Origin of the sequence: Actinomadura barringtoniae, assembly GCF_017573505.1 — a bacterium.
GTDB lineage: Bacteria > Actinomycetota > Actinomycetes > Streptosporangiales > Streptosporangiaceae > Spirillospora > Spirillospora barringtoniae.
The window spans coordinates 155,801-176,914 of the sequence record NZ_JAGEOJ010000022.1; the positions used below are offsets into that span (position 1 = coordinate 155,801).

The following is a 21,114-nucleotide window of genomic DNA, read 5'->3' on the forward strand; positions in this document are numbered from 1 at the left end:
GAGTGACATGGCCAAGGACCTGCGGTTCAACGTGGAGGCGCGGCGGCTGCTCGTCGAGGGGGTGGACGCGCTCGCCGACGCGGTCCGGGTGACGCTCGGCCCGAAGGGGCGCAACGCGGTGATCGAACGGCTGACCGGGCCGCCCGCGATCACCAACGACGGGGTGACCATCGCCCGCGAGATCCAGCTGCGCGACCCGTTCGCCAACATGGGCGCCCAGCTGGTCAAGGAGGTCGCGACCAAGACCAACGGCGTCGCCGGCGACGGCACCACCACCGCCACCGTGCTCGCGCAGGCGCTGGTCCACGAGGGCATGCAGGCGGTCGCCGAGGGCGCCAACCCGATGCAGCTGAAGGGCGGCATCGAACGCGCCGTCTCGGCCATCGTCGGCCGGCTGCGCGAGGGCGCCCGCGAGGTGCGCGGCCAGGACGACCTGGCGCACGTGGCGACGCTCGCGGCGGGCAACGACGGCGAGATCGGCGAGGTCATCGCCACCGCGATGGCGCACGTCGGCACCTCGGGCGTGGTCACCGTCGAGGAGTCGCCGGCGTTCGGGCTGGAGGTCGGCTTCGTCGACGGCGTCGAGTTCGACCACGGCTACCTGTCGCCCTACATGGTCACCGACACCGACCGCATGGAGGCCGTGCTGGAGGAGCCGTACGTCCTGCTCACCAACGAGAAGATCGACAGGGTGCAGCTGCTGATGCCGGCGCTGGAGCAGGTCACCCGCACCGGCAAGCCGCTCGCCGTCATCGCCGAGAACGTCGAGGGGCCCGCGCTCGGCATGCTGGTCGCCAACGCCGTGCACGAGACGTTCTCCTCGGTCGCGGTGCGCGCGCCGGGGTTCGGGCACCGCCGGATCGCCGAGCTGGAGGACCTGGCGGCGCTGCTCGGCGGCCGGGTCGTCACCGGCGACGCCGGGCTCAGTCTCACCGAGGTACGGCTGGAGCACCTCGGCCGCTGCCGCAAGATCACCGTGACCGAGGCCGGCACCACGATCGTCGGCGGCGCGGGGGCGCGCGAGCAGGTCGAGGCGCGCATCGACGCGATCAAGCGCGAGCATGAGCGGGCCGAGAACGAGCACGACCGCGACGCCCTGGAGCTGCGCATCGCCCGGTTGTCGGGCCGCGTCGCGGTCATCCACGTCGGCGCCGCCACCGGCGTCGAGCTGAAGGAGAAGCAGCACCGCGTCGAGGACTCGCTGGCCGCCACCCGGGCGGCGATCGAGGAGGGCGTCGTCGCAGGCGGCGGCGCGGCGCTGCTGCAAGCCCGTTCCGTCCTGGACGGCCTGGACCTGGAGGGCGACGCGGCGGTCGGGCGCGACCTGGTCGGCTGCGCGCTCGGCGAGCCGCTCCGCTGGATCGCGATCAACGCCGGGCACGACGGCGACGAGGTGGTCGAACGCGTCGCCGGCCTGCCCGCCGGGACCGGCTTCGACGCCCTCACCGGCGGCTACGCCGACATGTTCGAGACCGGCGTGCTCGACCCGCTCAAGGTCACCCGGTCCGCGCTGCAGAGCGCGGCGTCCATCGCGGCGCTGCTGCTCACCACCGAGACCCTCGTAGTCGAGGAGATCATCCAGAACCCCGGCGCGATCGTCGCCCCCGGCTTCGGCGACCTGGCCGAGGGCATGGTCCGTCCGTCCAACATCCCCTGACCCCGATGAACCTGCCGATCTCGGTACGTTCACCCGACCCCACGGCGCGGCCCGCTCACCCCGTCACGCCGCGCCGTGGCCTCGCCCTCGCCGGGCCCGCGTTCATCGCCGCCGTCGCCTACATCGACCCCGGCAACGTCGCCACCAACGTGTCGGCGGGCGCCAAGTACGGCTACCTGCTGCTGTGGGTGGTCATCACGGCCAACGTGATGGCGATGCTGGTGCAGTACCTGTCCGCCAAGCTCGGCATCGCGACCGGCCGCAACCTGCCGGAACTGTGCCGGGAGCGCTGCTCCCGGCCGGTCCGGATCGGGCTGTGGCTGGAGGCCGAGCTGATCGTCATCATGACCGACCTCGCCGAGATCATCGGCGGGGCGGTCGCGCTGCAGCTGCTGTTCGGCCTGCCGCTGCCGGTCGGCGGCGTCATCACCGGGGCCGGTCTGCTGCTCATCCTGGCGCTGCGCGTCCGTGACCGGGCGGTGTTCCCGGCCGTGGTGATGGGGCTGCTCGCGGTCGTCGCGCTCGCGTTCGCCTACCAGGCGTTCCGGCTGCCGGTGGCGGGCGACGGCGTGGCGGGCGGGCTGGTGCCCGGCTTCGGCGGGAGCGAGAGCGTCCTGCTCGCGGCCGGGATCGTCGGCGCCACCGTGATGCCGCACGCGATCTACCTGCACTCCGCGCTCACCCAGGACCTGCCCGGCGAGGGGACCTCGTCCGCCCGTCCCGGCGCCGGCGCGGCGCGGCGTCGCGCGCTGCGGGCGACGCGGTGGGACGTGATCGTGGCGATGTCGCTGGCCGGGTTCATCAACATCACGATCCTGGTCGCGGGCACGGCGCTCGCCGCCTCGGACGGCGAGTCGCTGGAGGTCGCGCACGAGGCGTTCGGCGTGCTGTCCGGACCCGCCATCGGGATCGCCTTCGCCGTCGGGCTACTGGCCTCCGGCCTGGCCTCGGCCTGCGTCGGCGTCTACACCGGGCAGATCGTGATGCAGGGCTTCGTCAAGCGCCGCATCCCGCTGTGGGTGCGCCGGGTGGTGTCGATGGCGGTGCCGCTGGTGCTGCTGTCGGCCGGGCTCGACCCGATGCTGGCGCTGGTGCTGAGCCAGGTCGTGCTGTCGTTCGGCATCCCGTTCGCGCTGGTGCCGCTGCTGCTGCTCACCCGCGACCGCGGCGTCATGGGCGACATGGTGAACCGGCGGCTCACGACCGCGCTGGCCACCGTCGTCGCCACCCTGATCATCGCGCTCAACCTCTTCATGCTCGTCACGCTGTTCAGGGAGGTCGCCGCGCCATGACCGAACGTGCCGCGCACTCGCTCGTCCTGCTCGGGATCGCCGGGCTGCTGCTGGCGGCCGGGCACATGCTCGCCATGCGGTGGGCCGACTGGGAGGCCCTGCCGCACCGCGTCCAGCGGCGCGCCCTCCGCCAGGAGCGCTACCGTCCCCACACGGCGGCGCTCGCGGCGGTCTTCATGGCCCTCGGCCTGGTCCTGTGGCCTTAGTGGCTGGTGCTCCGGCCATGGCCGGGGCCTTAGCCAGCGGGCCTTAGCCAGCGGGCCTTAGCCAGCGGGCCTTGGCCAGCGGGCCTTAGCCAGCCAGCGGAGCCTCAGCCGGGGATCTTGTCGCCGGAGGCGCCGAGCAGGTACCACTGCGCGCCGAAGTCGGTGAGGTCCTGCCCGACCGCGTCGCCGGGCGAGACGTCCTTGACGAAGCGGTAGAGCGGGCGGCCCGCGTAGGTGACCTGACGCGTGCCGTCGCCCCGGTCGAAGCTGTCGAGCAGGTCCGACCGTACGCCCTTGCCAGGCTGCGGCTCGCCGTCGGTGGTGGCGGGCGGCCACATCGAGGTGCAGTCGGCGTCGCACACGGACTTGTTGTTGGAGTCCCTGTCGAAGGCGTACAGCGCCTGGCCGCGCGCGTCGACGAGCGCGACGCCGCGTTCGGTGGAACCGAGACCGACCGTCGCCGGGCCCGAGGTGTAGGCGGGAAGCGTGTGCCCGGGCGTGTCCATGTTGAGGTGGTCGGGATCGCCTCCGCAGCCGGCGACCACCAGTCCGATCACTACCACCAGCGCTGCCTTTTTCATGTGGCCCCTCGGGGGTGGGGAAGTGGCGGTGCGGGGAGGAACTCGCAGTTTGGACGCATACCCACCGGCATCAGTTCACATGCCGCGCCGGGCGGGGGAATGATGGCGACATGGGCCAAACCACGCTCCGCGATCTCAACCCGTTCGACATCCTCGACACCGAGTTCGCACGGCTCGACACCTACTTCGCCGGCCTCGGCGACGCCGCCTGGAACCGCCCGTCGCGCTGCGAGGGCTGGACCGTACGCGACGTGCTCGCCCACCTGGCCGGCGAGGAGCTCTATAACCGCGCCTGCCTCGACGACGACCTCGACAGGCTCTTCGCGCTCCTGGACCGGGAGGGCATCAAGGACCTCGGCACGTTCAACGACTGGTGCGTCGACGCGCGCCGCAAGCGCACCGTCGGCTACGTGCTGGACGAGTGGCGCGAGGGCAACGCCGACACCCGGCGGCGCATGCGGGCGCGGGGCGCGGACGCGATGCTCACCACGATGGCCGGGCCCTACCCGGTCGGGCTGCAGGCGTTCCACTACGCCTCGGAGTACGCCACGCACGGCGACGACGTGGGCGTTCCGATCGGGCCCGACGAGGAGGAGGCGCGGGCGGACTGGCGAGCGCGCGTCGCCGTCTTCGTCCTCGACGAGCAGGGGTCGGCGCTGGTCGCCAGCCCGATCTCCGGCGGCTACCGGATCGAGGCCGACGGGATGACCGCCGAGCTGTCCACGGCGGACTTCATCGCGGCCAGCACGCGCCGCCTTCCCGCCGACCACCCGCTCGGAGACGGGCTGCGCCGCGCCCTGGTCTGCCTGGCCTGACCCCTGGCCTGTCCGGCGGGACCGACTTATGGTCGAAAGGTCATCGGACTCGGCCTGGGGTAGGAAATGTCAGCGGACTGGTGGTCCATCGAGGTCTTCGGGAACGACGCGCAGTCGGGTGCCGCCTGGCGCGCCGCCTGGGAGGAGAACCTCATCGAGTCGGCCCTCACCAACGGCGCCGACGAGTGGGAATGGCACGAGCACACCTGGGGCGTGGTGCTGGAGCTCCACTTCCCCGACGAGCTGCGATGGAACGAGTGGCGCGAGCTGCCCGGCACCCGCGCCGCACTCGACTCGGTCCCCGACCCGGTCGACGGGCTGCTGATCTACCGCGGGCGGGGCGGCTCGTCCGGCAGCCCCGTTCCGCGGCGCCCGCTTCCCGCGCCGGGCGCCGCCGCGATGGAGCTCGAGCCGCCGCCCGAGGAGACCCGCATCGGGCTCGAACGGATCCTCCCCGAAGACCCGCTCGCCGACGCCGCCGCCGCCGTAGCGGGCTGAGCCGCGGCGTAGCCGGCTGAGGCGGGGCGTAGCCGGCTGAGGCGGGGCGTAGCCGGCTGAGGCGGGGCGTAGCCGGCTGAGGCGGGGCGTAGCCGGCTGAGGCGGGGCGTAGCCGGCTGAGGCGGGGCGTAGCGGGCTGAGCCGAGGCCGGCAGGCGTGGCAGGCTGAGGCGGCGCGTGGCAGGCTGAACGGGTGCTCGGACATGTGGGGCTGAACGTCCCCGACCTCGCGGCGGCCAAGAAGTACTACGACGCCCTCATGCCCCTGCTGGGATTCGAGGAGTTCCTGGCCGCCGACGACCAGTTCGCGTTCCGGCCCTCGGGCGGGCGCCCGGGGACCTTCCTGTTCTTCTACCCGGCGGCCGAGGACGCGGGTTACTCGCGTGAACGGGCCGGGCTGCAGCATCTGGCGTTCATGGTGAAGACACGTTCGGCCGTGCACGAGGTCCATCGGCTCGCGCTCGGGCTGGGCGGCGAGATCGTGCACGCTCCGCAGGAGTTCCCGCAGTACCCGCCGCCCTACTTCGCCACGTTCTGGCTCGACCCGTTCGGCTTCATGCTGGAGGCCGTCTGCCACTACGACCGCGGCTGACCGTTCCGCCTGCCTGACCGTTCCGCCTGCCTGGCCGTTCCGCCTAGCGCTGCCTCAGCTCGGCCAGGTCCCGCTCGGTCAACCGCAGTCCCGCCGCGCCCATGTTCTCCTCCAGGTGGGCGGGCGAGCCGGTGCCGGGGATCGCCAGCATGACAGGGGAGAGCTCCAGCAGTCCGGCGAGCAGCACCTGCGCGACGGTCGCGCCGTGCCGCTCGGCGATCGCGTTGACGCGCTCGTCGTCGGGCAGCCCGAACCCGCCGAGCGGGAAGTACGGGGCGTAGCCGATGCCCTCGCGCTCGCAGATCTCCAGCATCTCCGCGTCCTGCGGCTTGGTGATGTCGAACCAGTTCTGCACGGCGGCGACGGGCGCGATGTCCATCGCCTCCTTCAGATGCTCGACCTTGATGTTGCTCACGCCCAGGTGGCGGATCAGCCCCTCGTCCCGCAGCCGCGCCAGCACCGCGAACCGGTCGCCGATCGGCTCCTGCGCCGGCTCCATCCCGCCGACCCGCAGGTAGACCAGGTCGAGCCGGTCCAGGCCGAGCTCGGTCAGGTTGCGCTCGACCTCGGCGCGCAGCTCGCCCGGCTCCATCTCGCCGATCGGCATCGGGTCCTCGGGTCGCCGCTTCGGCCCGACCTTGGTGGCGATCACCAGGTCGTCGGCGTACGGCTTGAGGCCCTCGCGGATCAGGTCGTTGGCGTGCAGGTCGCCGTGGAAGTAGAAGGCGGCGGTGTCGATGTGGTTCACGCCGAGCCCGGCGGCCCGCCGCAGCACCTCCAGCGAGATGTCCCGGTCGTTCGGCGGCCCCCCGCGCCGGCTGGCGGGCAGCCGCATCGCCCCGAAGCCCAGCCGCTTGATCGGCAGGTCCCCACCCAGCGTCCAGTCACTGGAGTTCGTTTCGTTCGTCATGCTCACAAGCCTCCGGCCGCGTCCCGATGATCTCGAATGGCTGGCAACAAGCTGCCACGTTGACCTTCGCTCGTCCGGCCGCGCAGACTGGTCGTGATGAGCCTTGACCTGGACACCAACGTCACGTTGCGCGGCGAGCAGGAGCTTGTGCGCCGCGCCGGGCACCTGTTCGCCGCGGCCGCCGAGCAGTTCGTCTGCGCGGCGGCCGACCGGAAGACCTGGGCCCTGGAGGGCGCCCGGACCCAGATCGCCGCCGCCCGCCGCCACGCCTCACCCGATCTGGAGGTCTGCAAGCTCTACAACCCGCAGGCGCTCGCCGACGAGGAGTCCGAACGCGAGCTGATCACGCTGGCCAAGATCGGCGCCCAGATCCGGATCTGCCTCGCTCCTCTCCCCCAGGAGACGATCATCATCGACCGCCGGATCGCCGTCCTGGCGGGCCCGCCGGTCGCGGGCGTCCGCGAGTACACCGTGGTCCGCTCACCCGGGGTGATCAAGAGCGTGGAGAGCCTCTTCTGGTCCACCTGGGACTCGGCCACCCCGTTCGCCGACTACCGCCGCACCCGCCCGCCCTCGCTCTCGCCCGAAAGCCGCGAGATCCTCACCCTCCTCGCCGAGGGCCTGAAGGACGAGGCCGCCGCCCGCAAACTCGGCATGTCCCTGCGCACCTACCGCCGCCGCGTAGCCGAGATCCTCACCCTCCTGGACGCCGGATCCCGCTTCCAAGCAGGCCTGAGAGCCCACGAGCTGGGCCTCATCAAATAGTTCAGCCACCCGCCAAGGGCACCAGCCGAATAAAGACCAGCTCCGGATCCCCGTTCAGATCAACGAGCTCGTCCAGCTCCTCCACCTGCACGTCCCCGACCAGCATGACGAACCCGTTCGCCACGAACGCCCGCTCCGCGACCGCCGCCTGGCTCTCCCAGTCGATCTTCCGGGCCTCCTTCAGCAGATAGCCGTCCCGATCGGCCTCCGCCCCGTCCGGCTGAACGAGCCCGTGGAACCTCCGCGCGGGCTTGGCGTTGTGCAGCGCGACCTCCTCCCGTACGCGAATCCGGATCAGCTCCCGCACCGTCAGCTCGCCGGGCAGACCCGGCACGGTGAACGACTCGGTGGCACGCCCGCCCGGAGACTCGTCGCGGAAGGTCACACTGGTCATCGGCCACCTCTCTTGATCTGCGACAAGATCGACGCATCCGTGATGGCGGTGTCGTCGGCGAGCGGGAAGGCCTTGCTGAGGATGAGCGAAAGCCGCCGCCAGTGCGTCCCGCTCGGCGACATGCCCGCGCAGGTACTCCTGCGCCTGCGCGGCTAGATCTCGATCTTTCATGGGGCGGATGCTGACAGGGGTCACTGACATTCCGGGTGATTTGAACAAAGCTCATCTTTGTGGGGCCTATCGGGATGACCTAGGGGTCACCTAGGCTCGGACGGGTCGGGACAGAACGGGATTCGGGACGGCCATGGCTCACAGTGTCGTGATCATCGGAGGCGGGTTCGGCGGCATCGGCATGGCGATCCGGCTCCGGCAGGCGGGCATCGAGGACTTCGTCATCCTGGAGAAGGCGGACGGGCTCGGGGGCACCTGGCGGGACAACACCTATCCGGGTGCGGCGTGCGACGTTCCCTCGCATCTGTACTCGTTCTCGTTCGAGCCGAAGACCGATTGGAGCCGGCGATTCCCCGCGCAGCCGGAGATCCTCGAGTATCTGTGGCACTGCGCCCGGAAGTACGGGGTGCTGTCGCATATCCGGTTCGGGACCGAGGTGACCGAGGCGCGGTTCGAGGATGGGTTCTGGCGCGTTTCGACGGGTGAGGGCGAGCTCGTTTCGCGGGTGCTGATCTCGGCGTGCGGGCAGCTCAACCGGCCTACGCTGCCTTCGATCGAGGGGCGCGAGTCCTTTGACGGGCCGAGTTTTCACTCGGCGCGGTGGGATCACGGGGTGGAACTCGCGGGCAAGCGGGTGGCCATCATCGGGACCGGGGCGAGCGCGATCCAGATCGTTCCGGAGATCGCGGAGAAGGTCGGGCACCTGAGTCTGTTTCAGCGGTCGGCGCCGTATGTCATCGAGAAGCCTGATCGGCCTTATCGAGGGTGGGAGAAGGCGCTGTTCGCGGCCGTTCCGAGTGTGCAGGGGATGAGCCGCGCCAAGATTTACGCGCTGTACGAGTCGCGGGCGTTGGGGTTCGTGAAGTATCCGCGGCTGATGGAGGTCATGCGGCGGAAGTTCATCAAGGGGCTGGGCGAGCAGGTGCCTGACGCGGGCCTGCGGAAGGCGCTGGTACCGGACTATCCGATGGGCTGCAAGCGGATTCTGATTTCGAACGACTACTATCCGGCGCTGAGCCGATCGAACGTCGAGCTGGTGACGGACGGGATCGCGCGTATAACGCCTGGTGGGGTGACCACTGAGGACGGACGCGAGCATGAGGTCGACGTGCTCATTTATGCGACCGGCTTTCTGTCGACCGAGTTCCTGTCGCCCATGAAGGTGGTCGGGCGGGGCGGGCGTGAGCTGAACGACGCGTGGAAGCACGGCGCCGAGGCGCACCTGGGAATCACGGTGAACGGATTCCCGAATTTGTTCCTGCTGTACGGGCCGTACACCAATCTGGGGCACAACAGCATCATCTACATGCTGGAATCGCAGATCCGGTACGTCATGGGCTGCCTGGACGCGATGCGGCGGGCGGGGCTGGAGTCCATCGAGGTACGGGCCGACGTTCAGGACGCGTTCGGCAAGGAGATGCAGGAACGGCTGCATTCGACGGTCTGGGAGGCCGGCTGCGACAGCTGGTACATGACCAGTGAGGGCAAGGTCGTCAACAACTGGCCGGGGTTCACGTTCGCCTACCGGCGCGCGACGCGCCGTCCGGACCCCCGCGACTTCCAGGCGCGCAGGGCCACGATCTAGGCTCATTTCATGCCGACTGCTCTCATCACCGGCGCCACGGCGGGGATCGGTGCCGCCTTCGCGAGCCGCCTGGCGGCGGACGGGTTCGACCTCGTGCTGCTCGCACGCAACGAGGAGCGGCTGACACAGACCGCGAAAGATCTTCATGACAAGTACGCGGTCAACACCGAGGTCCTCGTGGCCGACCTGGCCAGCGAAGAGGGGCTCGTCGCCGCCGAGGAGCGCGTCCGAAAAGGGGTCGACCTCCTTGTCAATAATGCGGGGTTCGGCAACAGGGGCACCTTCCTCAACGTGCCGGTGTCGGACGAGCTGACGATGCTCAGGGTGCACTGCGAGGCGGTGCTCCGGCTGACGTACGCGGCGCTGCCCGGGATGATCGAGCGCGGCCGGGGCGGGGTCATCAACGTCTCGTCGGCGGCGGCGTTCGCCACGCGCGGCACCTACGGCGCGTCCAAGGCGTGGGTGGTCTCGTTCAGCCAGGGCGTGTCCGCCGACATCGCGGGGCGGTCCAAGGGGAACGTCAAGGTCATGGCCCTGTGCCCGGGGTTCGTGCACACCGAGTTCCACGAGCGCGCCCAGATGAGCACCGGCGACATCCCCGGGTTCATGTGGCTGGAGGCCGACAAGGTCGTCGACGCCGGGCTGCGCGACCTGCGCCGTGGCCTGGTGGTCAGCATCCCCGGCGCGCAGTACAAGGCGATCATCGGCGTCGGCAAGCTGGTCCCGCGGCGGCTGGTCGGCAGGCTGTCGAGCCGGGCGGGCCGCAAGTACGACTGAGGCCGTCGGACGGACAGTTGAGGCCGTCCTGGAGGGCGTAGTACGTACGACTGAGCGAGTTACCCTCCGGTACTCGTGGCAACCACACAAGGCCGAGCCGATTCAGGTCAAATGAATGCTGCGTTACGGTCTTGTCACGCGGCGTTCTTCGCGGCATGGTGTCTGATCATCGGCAAGGGGGCGCGCCCGGCCGATCAACGGAACCCGCCATCCGCTGAAAGGTCTCCCCGATGGGCCACGACCTGGGGTACGCCGCCCTGGCTCTTCTCGCGACCACCGCGTACTACGTCGCGTTCCTGGTCTTCCGCATCTCCGCGCAGCGCATGCCGCCGCTGCGCGGCAGCCGCCCGTTCCACGTCGCCTGGTACGCGGTGACCAGCCCGATCTGGCTGTGCGGCGGACTGATCCTGTTCCTCGGGCTGGCCTACGAGGTGGTCGCGTTCGCCGCGATGCCGCTCGCGGTCGCGCAGCCCATCTTCGCGATCAGCCTGGTCGGCCTGGTCACCTACTCGGTCCGTTCGCTGGGCGAACGGCTGAGCGCACGCGAGTGGGCGAGCGTCGGGATGTTCGTGCTGGCCACCGTGCTGATCGGGCTGTCCGCCGGGTCGGAACGCGAGCTGCGCGCGGACGCGACGCTGGTCGGCACCCTGCACGCGCCGTGGAAGATGCTGGCGGTGATGGCGCCAGCGATGCTCATCTCGGCCGTGGTCTGGCTGCTCGGCGACCGCCGCAAGGGCGGCCGGCACGCGCGCAAGCTCGCCGGGGTCGCGTACGGCGTCGGGGCCGGAGCCTGCGCCGGGCTCGCCGAGGCGGGCATCCGCGGCATCTCGATCGTGTACGAGAACACCGGCAGCGTCCGGGCCGTTCTGGAGTCGCCCTACCCGGCGCTCACGCTCGGCATGGCGGCGATCGCGCTGGGCGGCCTGCAGGTCGCGCTGCAGCGCTGCCGGCTGTCGATCGTGGCCACGGTGCTGACCGTGATCGGCCGGACCTACCTGGTGATCAGCAGCAGCGTGCTGTTCGGGGAGGCCTGGCCGCAGGACGCCCTGCCGTTCGCGCTGCGCTCGGCGGGCTTCACGCTCGCGCTGGTCGCGCTGGTCGCGTTCCCCCGGTATGAGCAGCAGGAGGCGACCGACGCCCGCGTCGCCGCCTCCGCCCAGCGCGCCGCCCGCGGCGGTGAAGGGGCCGAGATGCGCTCGATCGCGTGACCGATCGCCCGCTTTCCCCTAGATTTCCCGTCATGCCCCTCACTTCCCGGTTCCGCCGCGGCGCCACAGCGGCCCGTGGCACTACGGCCGCCTGCGGCGTCACGGTCGCCCGCGTCACGGTCGCCCGCGGCGTCACCGTCGCGGCGGCCGGCCTCGGCCTGGTCCTCGGTGGCCTGGTGGCGCCGTCGCCCGCCTCGGCGCTCGTCGGCGGTACGCCGGCAGACGCCACCAAGACCCCGTGGCTGGCGGCGATCGGCTCGCCGCTGTTCTTCGTGCGCCCGTCCGGGCAGTTCTGCGGCGGCTCCCTGATCAAGCCGGACCAGATCCTCACCGCCGCGCACTGCGTGGACATGTTCAAGAACACGCCGGGCCTGGTCACCGCCACGTTCGGCCGCTCGGATCTCGTCCAGAACAGCGGCGAGACGGTCTCGGTGAAGTCGATCAAGGTGAACCCGAAGTTCACGACGACCAAGTTCAAGGACGAGGACGTCCTGCATCACGACACCGCGATCCTCACGCTCTCGCGCACCGTGAAGCGCCCCACGATCGCGCTCGGCGCCCCCACCGGCGCGACCAGCAGGGTCCTCGGCTGGGGCTTCACCTCCGAGAACGACCTGTTCAACACCAAGCTCCGTTCCGCGAACGTCCCGCTCCAGCCGAACGCCGCCTGCCAGAAGGCCTACGGCTCGTCGTACGACGCGTCCGACATGCTCTGCGCCGGGACCGAGAAGGCCGACAGCTGCCAGTTCGACAGCGGTGGGCCGCTCCTGGTGAAGGGACGCGTCGCGGGCCTGGTCTCCTGGGGCTACGGCTGCGGCAAGCCCGGCTATCCAGGCGTGTACACACGCGTGAACGACCTACCCTGACCGCATGCGGGTCTTGGTCACGGGGGCGGCGGGCTACGTCGGCTATGCCGTAGGGAAGAGGCTGGTCGCGGCCGGTCACGAGGTGGACGGCCTCATCAGGAAGCCCGACCAGCGACTCCCCCCAGGAGCGCGGCCGGTCATAGGCGACCTCCTTGTGCCGGAAAGCATTCCCTCGCCTTATGAGGGGATCTGCCACCTCGCCGCGCTCACCCGCGTACGCGAGTCGTTCGCCGATCCCCTGCGCTTCTTCACCACCAACGTGCAGGGGACCATCAACCTCCTGAACGCGATTCCCGAGACCCGGCTGGTCTACGGCTCGACCGCAGCCGTCTACGGCACGCCCGAACGCCAGCCGATCCCTGAGACGCAGGCGCCCTCCCCCAGCAGCCCGTACGGCGCGTCCAAACTGGCCGCCGAGGACCTGATCCGCTACCACGCCCGTACCGGCGCGATCACCGCCGTGGTCCTGCGCACGTTCAACGTCGCCGGCTCGGTCGACGGCCGCGGCGACCCCGACCAGACCCGCCTGATCCCCAAGGCCCTGGCGGTCGCCGCACGCCACGCTCCCCGCCTCACCATCAACGGCGACGGCGCGGCCGTCCGCGAGTACCTGCACGTGGACGACCTGGCGATGGCCTACGTTCGCGCCCTCGAGGCGACCATCCCCGGCCGGGACCAGGGCGAGGGCCACGAGGCCACCTACAACGTGGGCAGCGGCTCGGGCGCCTCCGTACGCGAGGTGATCGACGCCGTCCAGGAGGTGACGGGCCGCGAGGTCCCCGTTCAGCACAACGAGCCGCAGCCCGAGCCGCCGCTGCTGATCTCCGACTCGACCGCCGCCCGCCGCGACCTGGCCTGGGCACCGGAACGCTCCGCCCTGCACGAGATCATCCAAGACTCGTGGGCGGCCATCCGCGCCCAGGACGCATAGAACGGCCCCGGACACACGTCCGGGGCCGCTCCCGTGAAGCTGAATTCCTGGCTTTCGAGGACCTACTTAACGGCCTTCAGGTAGCCGGTGGAGACCCAGCCGACCGTGCCGTTCGCCGTCTTGACCTGGATCCACGACCACGGCGTGCCCTTGATCTTGACGGGCTTCTTCGCCGTGGCGGTCACCGTGGCCTTCGCCTTCAGCGTGGCGATCTTCTTGTACTTGGTGCCCGGCCCGGAACGCAGGTTGGCGGTCGCCAGCACCTTGTAGGACTTGCCGGCCTGAGCGGCCTCCGGCGCGTGCTGCGCGTGCGGCGCGTTGTGCGCGGCCTGAGCCGCCGCGGGAGCCGCGGTGGCCGAGGTGGCCGCCTCGGCGGACGCGGTCGCGCCCAGGATCGCGAAGCCCGCGAACGCCCCCGCCGCGAGCCCGGTCATCACCCTGTAACGAACCTGCATGGTCAAACCCCCGTCGTGTGGTGTCAATGTGACGCCTGGTGAGAGTCAGGCTGGTTGTGGCTGGTTCGCACCCGTTCACCGCCTTTACCAGATCTTGACCATTGGCATCTGGGATGGCCCGTGCGCCGGCGTGCTGCCGAAGACCAATTGCCAGGAGGCGTGCGCACCGCGATGCTGGATCGGCGGCGGGCGTCGCCCCGGCCGCCGACGGCTCGGAGGCCCCGATGTTGCGCGTGCACTTCTCCCCTGAGGACCTGGCACGGGTTCGGATGGCGCCGGGGCCCGACCACCTCTGGGAGATCAGCAACAGCATCCAGACGCTGCAACGGCGGGACGGCGGCCACGCGTTCGGCGACTGGCGGCGGTGGGCGCAGGCCAGGCTTCCCAGCAGTTGCCGCCAGCTGCTGTCCCCGCTCCTGCCGCCCACCGGCTACTCCCCCGATTTCCTCACTCCCCACTGCGGAGACGGCAGCACGCTGCAGGCCGCGGTGGAGGCGCTGGTGAGCACGCCGAGCCCGCGTCTGCACAACGAACTGGCGCGCGTGGCGACCTCGCGCCGGCTGCCCTACTGGGTGGACGACCTGGCGGGCGGCGACGCCGACGCCCGCGAGCAACTGGGGCAGGCCGTGCGCGACTACCACCTGAAGACCCTGGCGCCGTTCTGGCACCGCATCCACGCCCACATCGACGCCGACCGCATCGTCCGGCTGCACAGCCTGCTGGACGGCGGCGTGGACGGGCTGCTCTCGGGTCTCGGGCCGCAGTTCCGCTGGCGTCCGCCCGTACTGGAAGCCACCTACCCGGTCGATCAGGAGCTGTGGCTCAAGGGGCGCGGCCTGGTTCTCCAGCCGTCGTTCTTCTGCTGGCCCACGCCCGTGACGCTCGCCGACGGCGACCTGCCGCCGATCCTGGTCTATCCCATCGAGCACGCCGAGGACTGGACCCGCCCCAAGTCCGGCCGCCACCCCATCGACGAGGACTCCGGCCCGCTCGGCCCCCTGCTCGGCCACACCCGCGCCGCGGTCCTGCGCGCCGCCCGTACCGGCGGTACGACCGGCGAGCTCGCGCGCCTGCTGGCGGTCACCCACCCCGCCATCAGCCAGCACGTGAAGGTGCTGCGCGCGGCCGGCCTGGTCACCACCGTCCGCAGCGCCGGACGTTCCCTCCACGTCGCGACCGCCCAAGGGCTGGCGTTGCTGCGCAGCGCGGAACGCGGCGACCCGTCGTAAGCCTGGACTTTCACCGGTTGCTTCCCCGGGAACGATCGCGCACTCTGGTCGGGCTCTTGATCGGATGAGTGTCCCCGCCCCCTCCGCTCCCCGCCCCCCTCAGGAGTCTCCATGCGGAAAAGGCTTGTCTCCACAGCGCTGGCCGTCGCCGCCATAACGGCCGCCACCCCCGCCACCCTCGCCGCCGCCACCACGGGCGCCACCACCGGCTCCACCACCGCCCAGACACCGGCGCCCAAACCACCGCAGCCGATTAAGGTGTCGGTCCTCAGCCACGGCTCGAAGTCGGGCACCGCGCCCCTCAGCGGGCACAGCACACCGGGCACCCGCGCGCACGTCGCGGGCGTCCGTACCGAGGCCGCACACACCCTCACCGTCGACTATCAGGTCCAGGAGACCTACTACTGGTGCGGCCCGGCCGCGACGCGCATCGCCCTGTCCGCCCGCATCGGCGCGCCGAGCCAGGGCACCCTCGCCGGCCAGCTCGGCACCACCGAGAACGGCACGGACCACATCGGCCTGGTCACCAACGTTCTCAACGGCAACCTCGGCGGCGGCTGGTACGAGACCAAGCAGATGCCCAACGACCCGCCCACCCAGGGCCAGCGAGACCTGCTCTGGCGGGACGTCGTCCTGGACATCGACAACAACTACCCGATCGTGGCCAACATCGTCGCCGTGCCCAGCAACCACCCGCCGGGCTACCCCGCCGACCAGACGATCTACCACTACTTCACCGTCATCGGTTACGACGACTCGAACCAGACCGTCCTGATCGCCGACCCCGCGTCGTTCAGCGGCAACCAGATCTACTGGATCTCGTTCGACCAGCTCGCCACCCTCATCCCGCCCAAGGGCTACTCCGCCTGATCACCCCCCGTGCGGAGCGCGCACGCGCGCTCCGCACGGCCCGGGGCGGATAAGCTGCCAGCGTGTCCGAGCAAAAGTTCGAAGTCCAGATGCTCCACGACCGGGTGATGATCAAGGTCGAGAAGGAGGCCGCCGAGCGCCGCAGCACCGGCGGCATCGTCATCCCCGCCACCGTGGAGCAGACCAACCGTCTCGTCTGGGGCGAGGTCTGCGGCGTCGGGCACCACGCACGCACCGTCAAGGTCGGCGACCGCGTCCTCTTCCACCCCGAGGACCAGTACGAGGTCGAGATACAGGGCGAGAACTACCTGGTCATGCGCGAACGCGACCTGCACGCCATCGCCAGCGAGCGCCCCGAGCACGGCACCGGCCTCTACCTCTGACCAAAGATCCAGTTCAAGGTCATCCGGTTGAACTGGATAGCAATCAGCCGTTTGGACGTTGAACTTTAACTCGTAGTACGCGTCTGAACAGACCTCAGCCAGGACCAGCTGATCTTTCGCGACCGCCGCACCATTTTAGATCCTGCCTTCCGCGTCAGCGTCGGAGTGATATTCTCGAGCCAGGTGGACACGCCCACCCGTCGGAGTGCCAAAGCGCCTACGCCGCAGGCACGACGAAGACGAAGCGGCCATAGACGACGCGTGACATAGATTTTCGCCATGCCGTCTAGTGGTGCGCGTAGGGCCCACCTAGGGGCGTCATGACACCTGACCCTTGGTCTCTTTCGTCGCGTAACGGGCAACGATCAGCCCGCCTCTTTCAGAGAGTGCTGGGCCTGCGCTACACAGAGGCCCGCACCTTCAGCGCAGCGACCAGGCGGTTTGCTCGCGGCACAAATAGCGTCATCGACATCCGATCAGAAGTCGCCGACGATGGCGAACTGCTACTGTGCCGGGCCGTAGTCATACCGGTGTTCTTCGATTACTTTTACGGCGCGGGCGGCAACTACAGGGCGACGGGAGAACGAGCGGAACGTCTGTTTGTATTTCACAAAGGCCGTGCGACTGCTCGGCTCTTTCCTCAGGATACGTTCATCCATGTGTGGATCAATGGCGGTGTCTGGGCCGTCGATTCCACGGGCTTGACCGTTGATGGGAAGCAGCGGTGAAAGCCGCAGACATTCTCATGCTCCTACTTGGCCTGTCAATCTCAATCCACGCAGCGACAGTAACCACGATGCTGACCCACCGCAGCGGTCACGGACTGCCTGAAGCAGTGCTGGCTGGCGGGGGAGCAGCAGCGGCAACGCTCACGCTATGGATGACAGTCGTGGGAGTCTACCGGCACTGATCCAGGCGCCAATCGGGATTGCCGGGCCGGGACCTGGATACCGGTGCACTCACTCTCACATGCAGCGGTCTTGGGCTAGGAGTCTCGGCCCGCGAAGAACCCCAAGGTCGGCGGAACGGGCCGTCGGTGTTCGACGACCCGTCCGATGGTCCCGTTCGGCTTTCGGGTGTCAGGTGCCGGGGACGTACTGCAGGCGGAACTGCTGGTTGGGCAGACCGTGGCAGGGCCACTGCTGAACGATCGTGTTGTCGGTCGTGTAGGCGCCGTACACGTCCATGCACTGACCGCTGAAGACCGACCGCCAGGTGATCGGGTTGCCGGCCCACATGGCGTCGTAGTTCGACGACTGCCACTTGGGCCGGTTGCCGAGCGGGTCGCCCAGGGTGTCGTTGCAGTACTGCTGCGTCAGGTAGGTCCCGTTCGTGGGCGCCAGGAGACACAGGTGCGAGTTGCGGTTCCACAGCACCCGGGTCGTCCCCGAGCCCATGATCTTCCAGTGCTGGGCGCCGAGGTCGCCCTTGGTGCGCTGCACCATGATCTCGCCGACCGCCTTGGACTCGTTGTACGGCATCACGGCCTTGCCGCTGTTGACGTTCACGATCCAGTAGAACGGCCCGGGCCCCGCCTTCACCGCGCCGGCGGGAGTGGCTGCCTGGGCGACGGTCGGCGCCGCAGCGGGCTTCGCGGCCGAGTGCAGCGGCGCGGCCGAGCGCAGCGTCGCGGCCGAGTGCAGCGGCGCGGCGGAGGCCGCACCGGCGGCGCCCACGGCAGCGGCGGCGAACGCGGTGGAGGCCGCGAGCAAGGTGAGTGATGTACGCATGAGGATTGCTCCTTGGATGTCGTTGCTGACGTCCAGGAGCCTGACCGCTCGCGGTGAGGGCGCGGATCGGTAGGAGTCACCGAGTTAACGAACCCGCGACCACGCGCATTCGCCATGTCAGTGAAAATCCGGATGCCCGGACTCGCGTTTCATGCGGATACTCGGGCGCATGACTGACGGGCACGGCGCCGCGGCGGGACGCGACGCCACGGCGCAACGTGACCCCGTGACGGGCCGTGACGGCATGGTGGGGCGGGAGGCCGAGCTTGCCGGGGTGACCGCCTTGGTCGACGGCGTGCGGGAGGGGCGCGGCGGCGTGCTGCTGGTCCTGGGTGAGGCGGGGATCGGCAAGTCCCGGTTGCTGGCGGAGGCGGCGCGGCACGCACGCGATGCGGGGCTGCTCGTACTGACCGGCCGGTCGGTGGAGGGTGGCGGCGCCTACCGTCCGCTGGCGGAGGCGCTGATGGGGCATCTGCGCCAGGAGGGCGTGGGCGGTGGCGCCGAGCTGGGGCCCTACCGTGCGGCGTTGGGCAGGCTGCTGCCCGAGTGGGCCGGGGAGGCGTCGGCGACGAGTGTCGATCCCGTGCTCGTCCTCGGTGAAGGCCTGGTCAGGCTGCTGTGGGCGCTGAACGGCCGCCGCGGCTGTGTGGTGGTGCTGGAGGACGTTCACTGGGCGGATCCCGACACCCTGGCCGTTCTGGAGTATCTGGCCGGGGCCGTGCACGCCTGCCCGGTGCTGATCGCCGTGTCCGCGCGGGAGGAGGAAAGCCCGCCGCAGCTGATCGACCGGCTGGCGGCCCGGCCGGGGACGCGCACCATGCGGCTGGAACGGCTCGTCCGCGACGGCGTGAAGGTCCTCGCCGAACGGTGCGCCGGGGCGGCATTGCCCGAACGGACGCTTGACCTGGTGGCGGACAAGTCCGACGGGCTGCCGCTGCTGGTGGAGGAGCTGGTGGCCGGCGATCTACAGGCAGGGGTGGTGCCGCCCACGCTGGCGGGCATGGTCACCGCGCGGCTCCGGTCCCTGAGTGACGAGCATCGGCGCGTGCTGGAGGCCGCGGCGGTGCTCGGGGCCGAGGCGATGCTGGGCGGCGGGCTGGACTGGGAGCTTCTGGGCAAGGTGACCGGCCTGCCGGACGGCACGGTCGTACGGGCGCTGCGCGCGGCGCAGCCACGGCTGGTCGTTCCGGCGGGCGACACCCTGCGCTGGCGGCACGCGCTGACCCGCGAGGCTGTCGTGGCGTCGACCTTCCCGCCCGAGCGGGCTGCGCTGGCCCGCCGCGCGGCCGACGCGCTGCTGGAACGAGGCGGTCCCGACGACGACCTGCACGCCGCGGAGCTGTTCGCCGCGGCCGGGGACAAGGACCGGGCCGCGGAGATCTTCCTGCGGCTCGCCAAGCGCGACCTGGACCGGGGGGCGTTGCGCGATGCCGGCGCGCTGCTGGAACGGGCCGGTGCGACCGCCGCGCTCCAGGCCGCCGTGGCGCTGGAACGCATCCGGCTCCTGACCCTGCTGGGCAAGGCGGACACGGCCCTGGCCGAGGGCGGCCGCCTCATCGACCAGGCCACCGGCGACGACCATGCCCTGCTGTGCGTACGGCTGGCCGACGCCGCGATCAGCCTGCGGCGCTGGGCCGACGCCGATCGCTTCCTCCAGCGCGCGGGACGGCCGGACGACCCGGGCATCCTCGTTCTGACCGCCGACGCGGCGTTCGGCCCCGGCGACCTGCCACGGGCCGCCCGGCTGGCCATGACGGCGATCGACCAGGCCCGCGCGAACGGCCGGCCCGAGGCGCACTGCCGGGCGCTGGTCATCCTCGGCCGGTGCATCTTCCGGCACGACGTCGCGGCGGCCCGCACGTTCTACGAACAGGCCGCGCAGATCGCCGCCGAGCACGGTCTGCGGCCCTGGCGCATCTCGGCGCTGATCAACATCGCCACCGTGGAGCTGTGCGCGCATCCCCTCACCCCGATCCTGGATCAGGCCCGCGAGCTGGCGGTGGACACCGGACGGCTCGCCGAGGTGATCACGACGGACCTGCTGAACGCCGAGGGCGTCCTGCTGGTGAACGGCCCGCACGCCGCCGCCCCGCTGGCCCGCGCGACCGCCGAGCATGCCGCCCGGCTGCGGCTGCCCAACCTGCAGGCGGTCGCCGAACTGACCCTCGCCCACGGCCACGCCGCCGACGCCGACATCGGGGGCATGCAGGCCCTGCTGGACTCCGCCACCGGCCATCCGGAGGCCCCCGCCGAGGTCGCCGCGCTCGCGCCCGTCGTCCGCGGCTTCCGCTTCCTGCTGGACGGCGACCTGCACGCCGCCGGGCCGCTCTTCGACGCCGGGATGAAGCAGCTCGAAGGACACTGTGAAGCCGCGCCGGTCCCCCACTGGGGCCTGTGGGCGCTCCTGCGGACCGTGCTCGCCGACCGAACCGACCGGGATGACCGGGACGACACCGCCCGTGACCTGGTGCGCGGCTCCTACGTGGTGCTGCGCAGCGTCAACCGAGGGGTGCTGCACTATGCCGACGCGGTCGCCGCCGGTCGGGCCGAACGGTCCGGCGAGGCCATCGAGCACATGGCCGCAGGCGACGCGCTGCTGGCCGAACACCACTGGTGGCGGCGGCTGTGCAGGCTGCTGGCGATGCAGGCCGCCATCACCGACGGCTGGGGCGACCCGGTGCCCGGTCTCCGCGCCGATCTGGCGGCCTTCGAGGAGACCGGACAGCACCGCCTCGCACGCACCTGCCGTGATCTGCTGCGACGCGCCGGAGCTCCGACCCGACGAAGCCGCGGAACGCACCCCGTTCCCACGCCCCTGAGAGCCGCGGGCGTCACCGGCCGCGAGATGGAAGTGCTCACCCTGCTCGCCCACGGCCTCACCAACCGCCAGATCGCCCAGCGGCTCTTCCTGTCACCGCGCACCATCGACACCCACGTCGCCAACCTGCTCACCAAGACCGGCGCCACCGACCGCACCCAACTACGCGCCCACCTCGCCGCCACAGCCGCGCGCCCCTGACCGGCAGGGGCGCGCCGACCGCGTCACCGGTGGGCGACCGCGTTACCGGTGGGCGACCGCGTTACCGGGACGGCCGCGTCACCGGGACGGCCGCGTCACCGGGACGGCCGCGCTACCGGGGCAGCCGCGCTACCGGTGGGCGACCGCGTCACCGGGACGGCCGCGCTACCGGGACGGCCGC

At 70.7% G+C, this 21,114-nt stretch carries 23 protein-coding genes; 17 read left to right on the forward strand and 6 right to left on the reverse strand.

The genetic code is table 11. The features are described 5' to 3' along the window. The first annotated feature begins 7 nt into the window (after nucleotides 1–7). Genes groL through J4573_RS42370 form a run of 3 tightly spaced genes read left to right on the forward strand, consistent with a single transcriptional unit; the run spans nucleotide 8 to nucleotide 3,155 of the window. Nucleotides 8–1,657 (forward strand): chaperonin GroEL, encoded by a 1,650-nt coding sequence (groL, locus tag J4573_RS42360; RefSeq protein ID WP_208261812.1) that lies wholly within the window; start codon nucleotides 8–10, stop codon nucleotides 1,655–1,657. 5 nt (nucleotides 1,658–1,662) lie between these two features. Further along, nucleotides 1,663–2,949 carry an Nramp family divalent metal transporter gene (locus J4573_RS42365; RefSeq protein WP_208261813.1) on the forward strand — a complete coding sequence of 429 codons (1,287 nt, stop codon included), beginning with the start codon at nucleotides 1,663–1,665 and terminating at the stop codon, nucleotides 2,947–2,949. Then, nucleotides 2,946–3,155: a hypothetical protein gene (locus J4573_RS42370; protein WP_208261814.1), complete on the forward strand. Its 210-nt coding sequence runs from the start codon at nucleotides 2,946–2,948 to the stop codon at nucleotides 3,153–3,155. Before J4573_RS42365 ends, J4573_RS42370 begins: the two co-directional genes overlap by 4 nt. A 104-nt stretch (nucleotides 3,156–3,259) precedes the next feature. Here the strand turns inward: J4573_RS42370 and J4573_RS42375 are convergent, their stop codons facing one another. After that, entirely contained in the window at nucleotides 3,260–3,736 is a 477-nt protein-coding gene (locus J4573_RS42375; protein ID WP_208261815.1) for a COG4315 family predicted lipoprotein, read from the reverse strand. Between the two features lie 110 nt (nucleotides 3,737–3,846). Here J4573_RS42375 and J4573_RS42380 point away from each other — a divergent pair, with 110 nt between their 5' ends. The 3 genes from J4573_RS42380 (at nucleotide 3,847) to J4573_RS42390 (ending at nucleotide 5,640) form a co-directional block, all read left to right on the forward strand. Further along, complete coding sequence (locus J4573_RS42380) at nucleotides 3,847–4,551, forward strand: maleylpyruvate isomerase family mycothiol-dependent enzyme (protein ID WP_208261816.1); 705 nt, start codon at nucleotides 3,847–3,849, stop codon at nucleotides 4,549–4,551. A 66-nt stretch (nucleotides 4,552–4,617) separates the two neighbouring features. Then, on the forward strand, nucleotides 4,618–5,049 hold the full coding sequence (locus J4573_RS42385; protein WP_208261817.1) for a hypothetical protein: 432 nt from the start codon (nucleotides 4,618–4,620) through the stop codon (nucleotides 5,047–5,049). A 192-nt stretch (nucleotides 5,050–5,241) separates the two neighbouring features. Then, on the forward strand, nucleotides 5,242–5,640 hold the full coding sequence (locus J4573_RS42390; RefSeq protein WP_208261818.1) for a VOC family protein: 399 nt from the start codon (nucleotides 5,242–5,244) through the stop codon (nucleotides 5,638–5,640). Between the two features lie 43 nt (nucleotides 5,641–5,683). On the opposite strand, the gene J4573_RS42395 is transcribed toward J4573_RS42390, so the two are convergent. Beyond that, nucleotides 5,684–6,550: an aldo/keto reductase gene (locus J4573_RS42395; RefSeq protein ID WP_208261819.1), complete on the reverse strand. Its 867-nt coding sequence runs from the start codon at nucleotides 6,548–6,550 to the stop codon at nucleotides 5,684–5,686. Nucleotides 6,551–6,646: 96 nt separating this feature from the next. Between J4573_RS42395 and J4573_RS42400 the strand changes: the two genes are divergently transcribed. Further along, nucleotides 6,647–7,315, forward strand: a complete 669-nt coding sequence (locus J4573_RS42400) for a helix-turn-helix transcriptional regulator (RefSeq protein WP_208261820.1) — start codon at nucleotides 6,647–6,649, stop codon at nucleotides 7,313–7,315. A 1-nt stretch (nucleotide 7,316) separates the two neighbouring features. Here J4573_RS42400 and J4573_RS42405 read toward each other — a convergent pair whose 3' ends face one another. Together J4573_RS42405 and J4573_RS56930 are read right to left on the reverse strand one after the other, a co-directional pair. Then, a complete protein-coding gene (locus J4573_RS42405; protein WP_208261821.1) occupies nucleotides 7,317–7,709 on the reverse strand; it encodes a hypothetical protein in 393 nt (130 codons plus the stop codon). Further along, a complete protein-coding gene (locus J4573_RS56930) occupies nucleotides 7,706–7,831 on the reverse strand; it encodes a DUF7737 domain-containing protein (RefSeq protein ID WP_443606346.1) in 126 nt (41 codons plus the stop codon). Before J4573_RS56930 ends, J4573_RS42405 begins: the two co-directional genes overlap by 4 nt. Before the next feature lie 182 nt (nucleotides 7,832–8,013). On the opposite strand from J4573_RS56930, the gene J4573_RS42410 reads away from it, so the two are divergent. From J4573_RS42410 to J4573_RS42430, 5 genes are all read left to right on the forward strand, one after another. Further along, nucleotides 8,014–9,465: a flavin-containing monooxygenase gene (locus J4573_RS42410; RefSeq protein WP_208261822.1), complete on the forward strand. Its 1,452-nt coding sequence runs from the start codon at nucleotides 8,014–8,016 to the stop codon at nucleotides 9,463–9,465. A gap of 9 nt (nucleotides 9,466–9,474) precedes the next feature. Next, nucleotides 9,475–10,242, forward strand: a complete 768-nt coding sequence (locus J4573_RS42415) for an SDR family NAD(P)-dependent oxidoreductase (RefSeq protein WP_208261823.1) — start codon at nucleotides 9,475–9,477, stop codon at nucleotides 10,240–10,242. A 230-nt stretch (nucleotides 10,243–10,472) separates the two neighbouring features. Next, nucleotides 10,473–11,450, forward strand: a complete 978-nt coding sequence (locus J4573_RS42420) for a DMT family transporter (protein WP_208261824.1) — start codon at nucleotides 10,473–10,475, stop codon at nucleotides 11,448–11,450. A 32-nt stretch (nucleotides 11,451–11,482) separates the two neighbouring features. Beyond that, the gene (locus tag J4573_RS42425) at nucleotides 11,483–12,316 is read left to right on the forward strand and encodes a serine protease (protein WP_208261825.1); all 834 of its coding nucleotides are present in this window, start codon (nucleotides 11,483–11,485) and stop codon (nucleotides 12,314–12,316) included. A gap of 4 nt (nucleotides 12,317–12,320) precedes the next feature. Further along, nucleotides 12,321–13,247: an NAD-dependent epimerase/dehydratase family protein gene (locus tag J4573_RS42430; protein ID WP_208261826.1), complete on the forward strand. Its 927-nt coding sequence runs from the start codon at nucleotides 12,321–12,323 to the stop codon at nucleotides 13,245–13,247. A gap of 62 nt (nucleotides 13,248–13,309) precedes the next feature. Here the strand turns inward: J4573_RS42430 and J4573_RS42435 are convergent, their stop codons facing one another. Beyond that, nucleotides 13,310–13,702, reverse strand: a complete 393-nt coding sequence (locus tag J4573_RS42435) for an SH3 domain-containing protein (protein WP_208261827.1) — start codon at nucleotides 13,700–13,702, stop codon at nucleotides 13,310–13,312. Nucleotides 13,703–13,926: 224 nt separating this feature from the next. Between J4573_RS42435 and J4573_RS55695 the strand changes: the two genes are divergently transcribed. The 4 genes from J4573_RS55695 to J4573_RS42455 all read left to right on the forward strand — a co-directional run bounded on the left by J4573_RS55695 (nucleotide 13,927) and on the right by J4573_RS42455 (nucleotide 16,912). Next, nucleotides 13,927–14,931, forward strand: coding sequence for an ArsR/SmtB family transcription factor (locus tag J4573_RS55695; RefSeq protein ID WP_208261828.1), 1,005 nt, complete (start codon nucleotides 13,927–13,929; stop codon nucleotides 14,929–14,931). 111 nt (nucleotides 14,932–15,042) lie between these two features. After that, a complete protein-coding gene (locus J4573_RS42445) occupies nucleotides 15,043–15,801 on the forward strand; it encodes a C39 family peptidase (RefSeq protein ID WP_208261829.1) in 759 nt (252 codons plus the stop codon). Between the two features lie 62 nt (nucleotides 15,802–15,863). Then, complete coding sequence (locus tag J4573_RS42450; RefSeq protein ID WP_208261830.1) at nucleotides 15,864–16,184, forward strand: GroES family chaperonin; 321 nt, start codon at nucleotides 15,864–15,866, stop codon at nucleotides 16,182–16,184. A 386-nt stretch (nucleotides 16,185–16,570) separates the two neighbouring features. Further along, on the forward strand, nucleotides 16,571–16,912 hold the full coding sequence (locus J4573_RS42455) for a hypothetical protein (protein WP_208261831.1): 342 nt from the start codon (nucleotides 16,571–16,573) through the stop codon (nucleotides 16,910–16,912). 351 nt (nucleotides 16,913–17,263) lie between these two features. Here J4573_RS42455 and J4573_RS42460 read toward each other — a convergent pair whose 3' ends face one another. Continuing rightward, nucleotides 17,264–17,914, reverse strand: coding sequence for an RICIN domain-containing protein (locus J4573_RS42460; protein WP_208261832.1), 651 nt, complete (start codon nucleotides 17,912–17,914; stop codon nucleotides 17,264–17,266). A gap of 169 nt (nucleotides 17,915–18,083) precedes the next feature. Here J4573_RS42460 and J4573_RS42465 point away from each other — a divergent pair, with 169 nt between their 5' ends. Beyond that, complete coding sequence (locus J4573_RS42465) at nucleotides 18,084–20,933, forward strand: ATP-binding protein (protein ID WP_208261833.1); 2,850 nt, start codon at nucleotides 18,084–18,086, stop codon at nucleotides 20,931–20,933. Nucleotides 20,934–21,114: the final 181 nt, after the last annotated feature.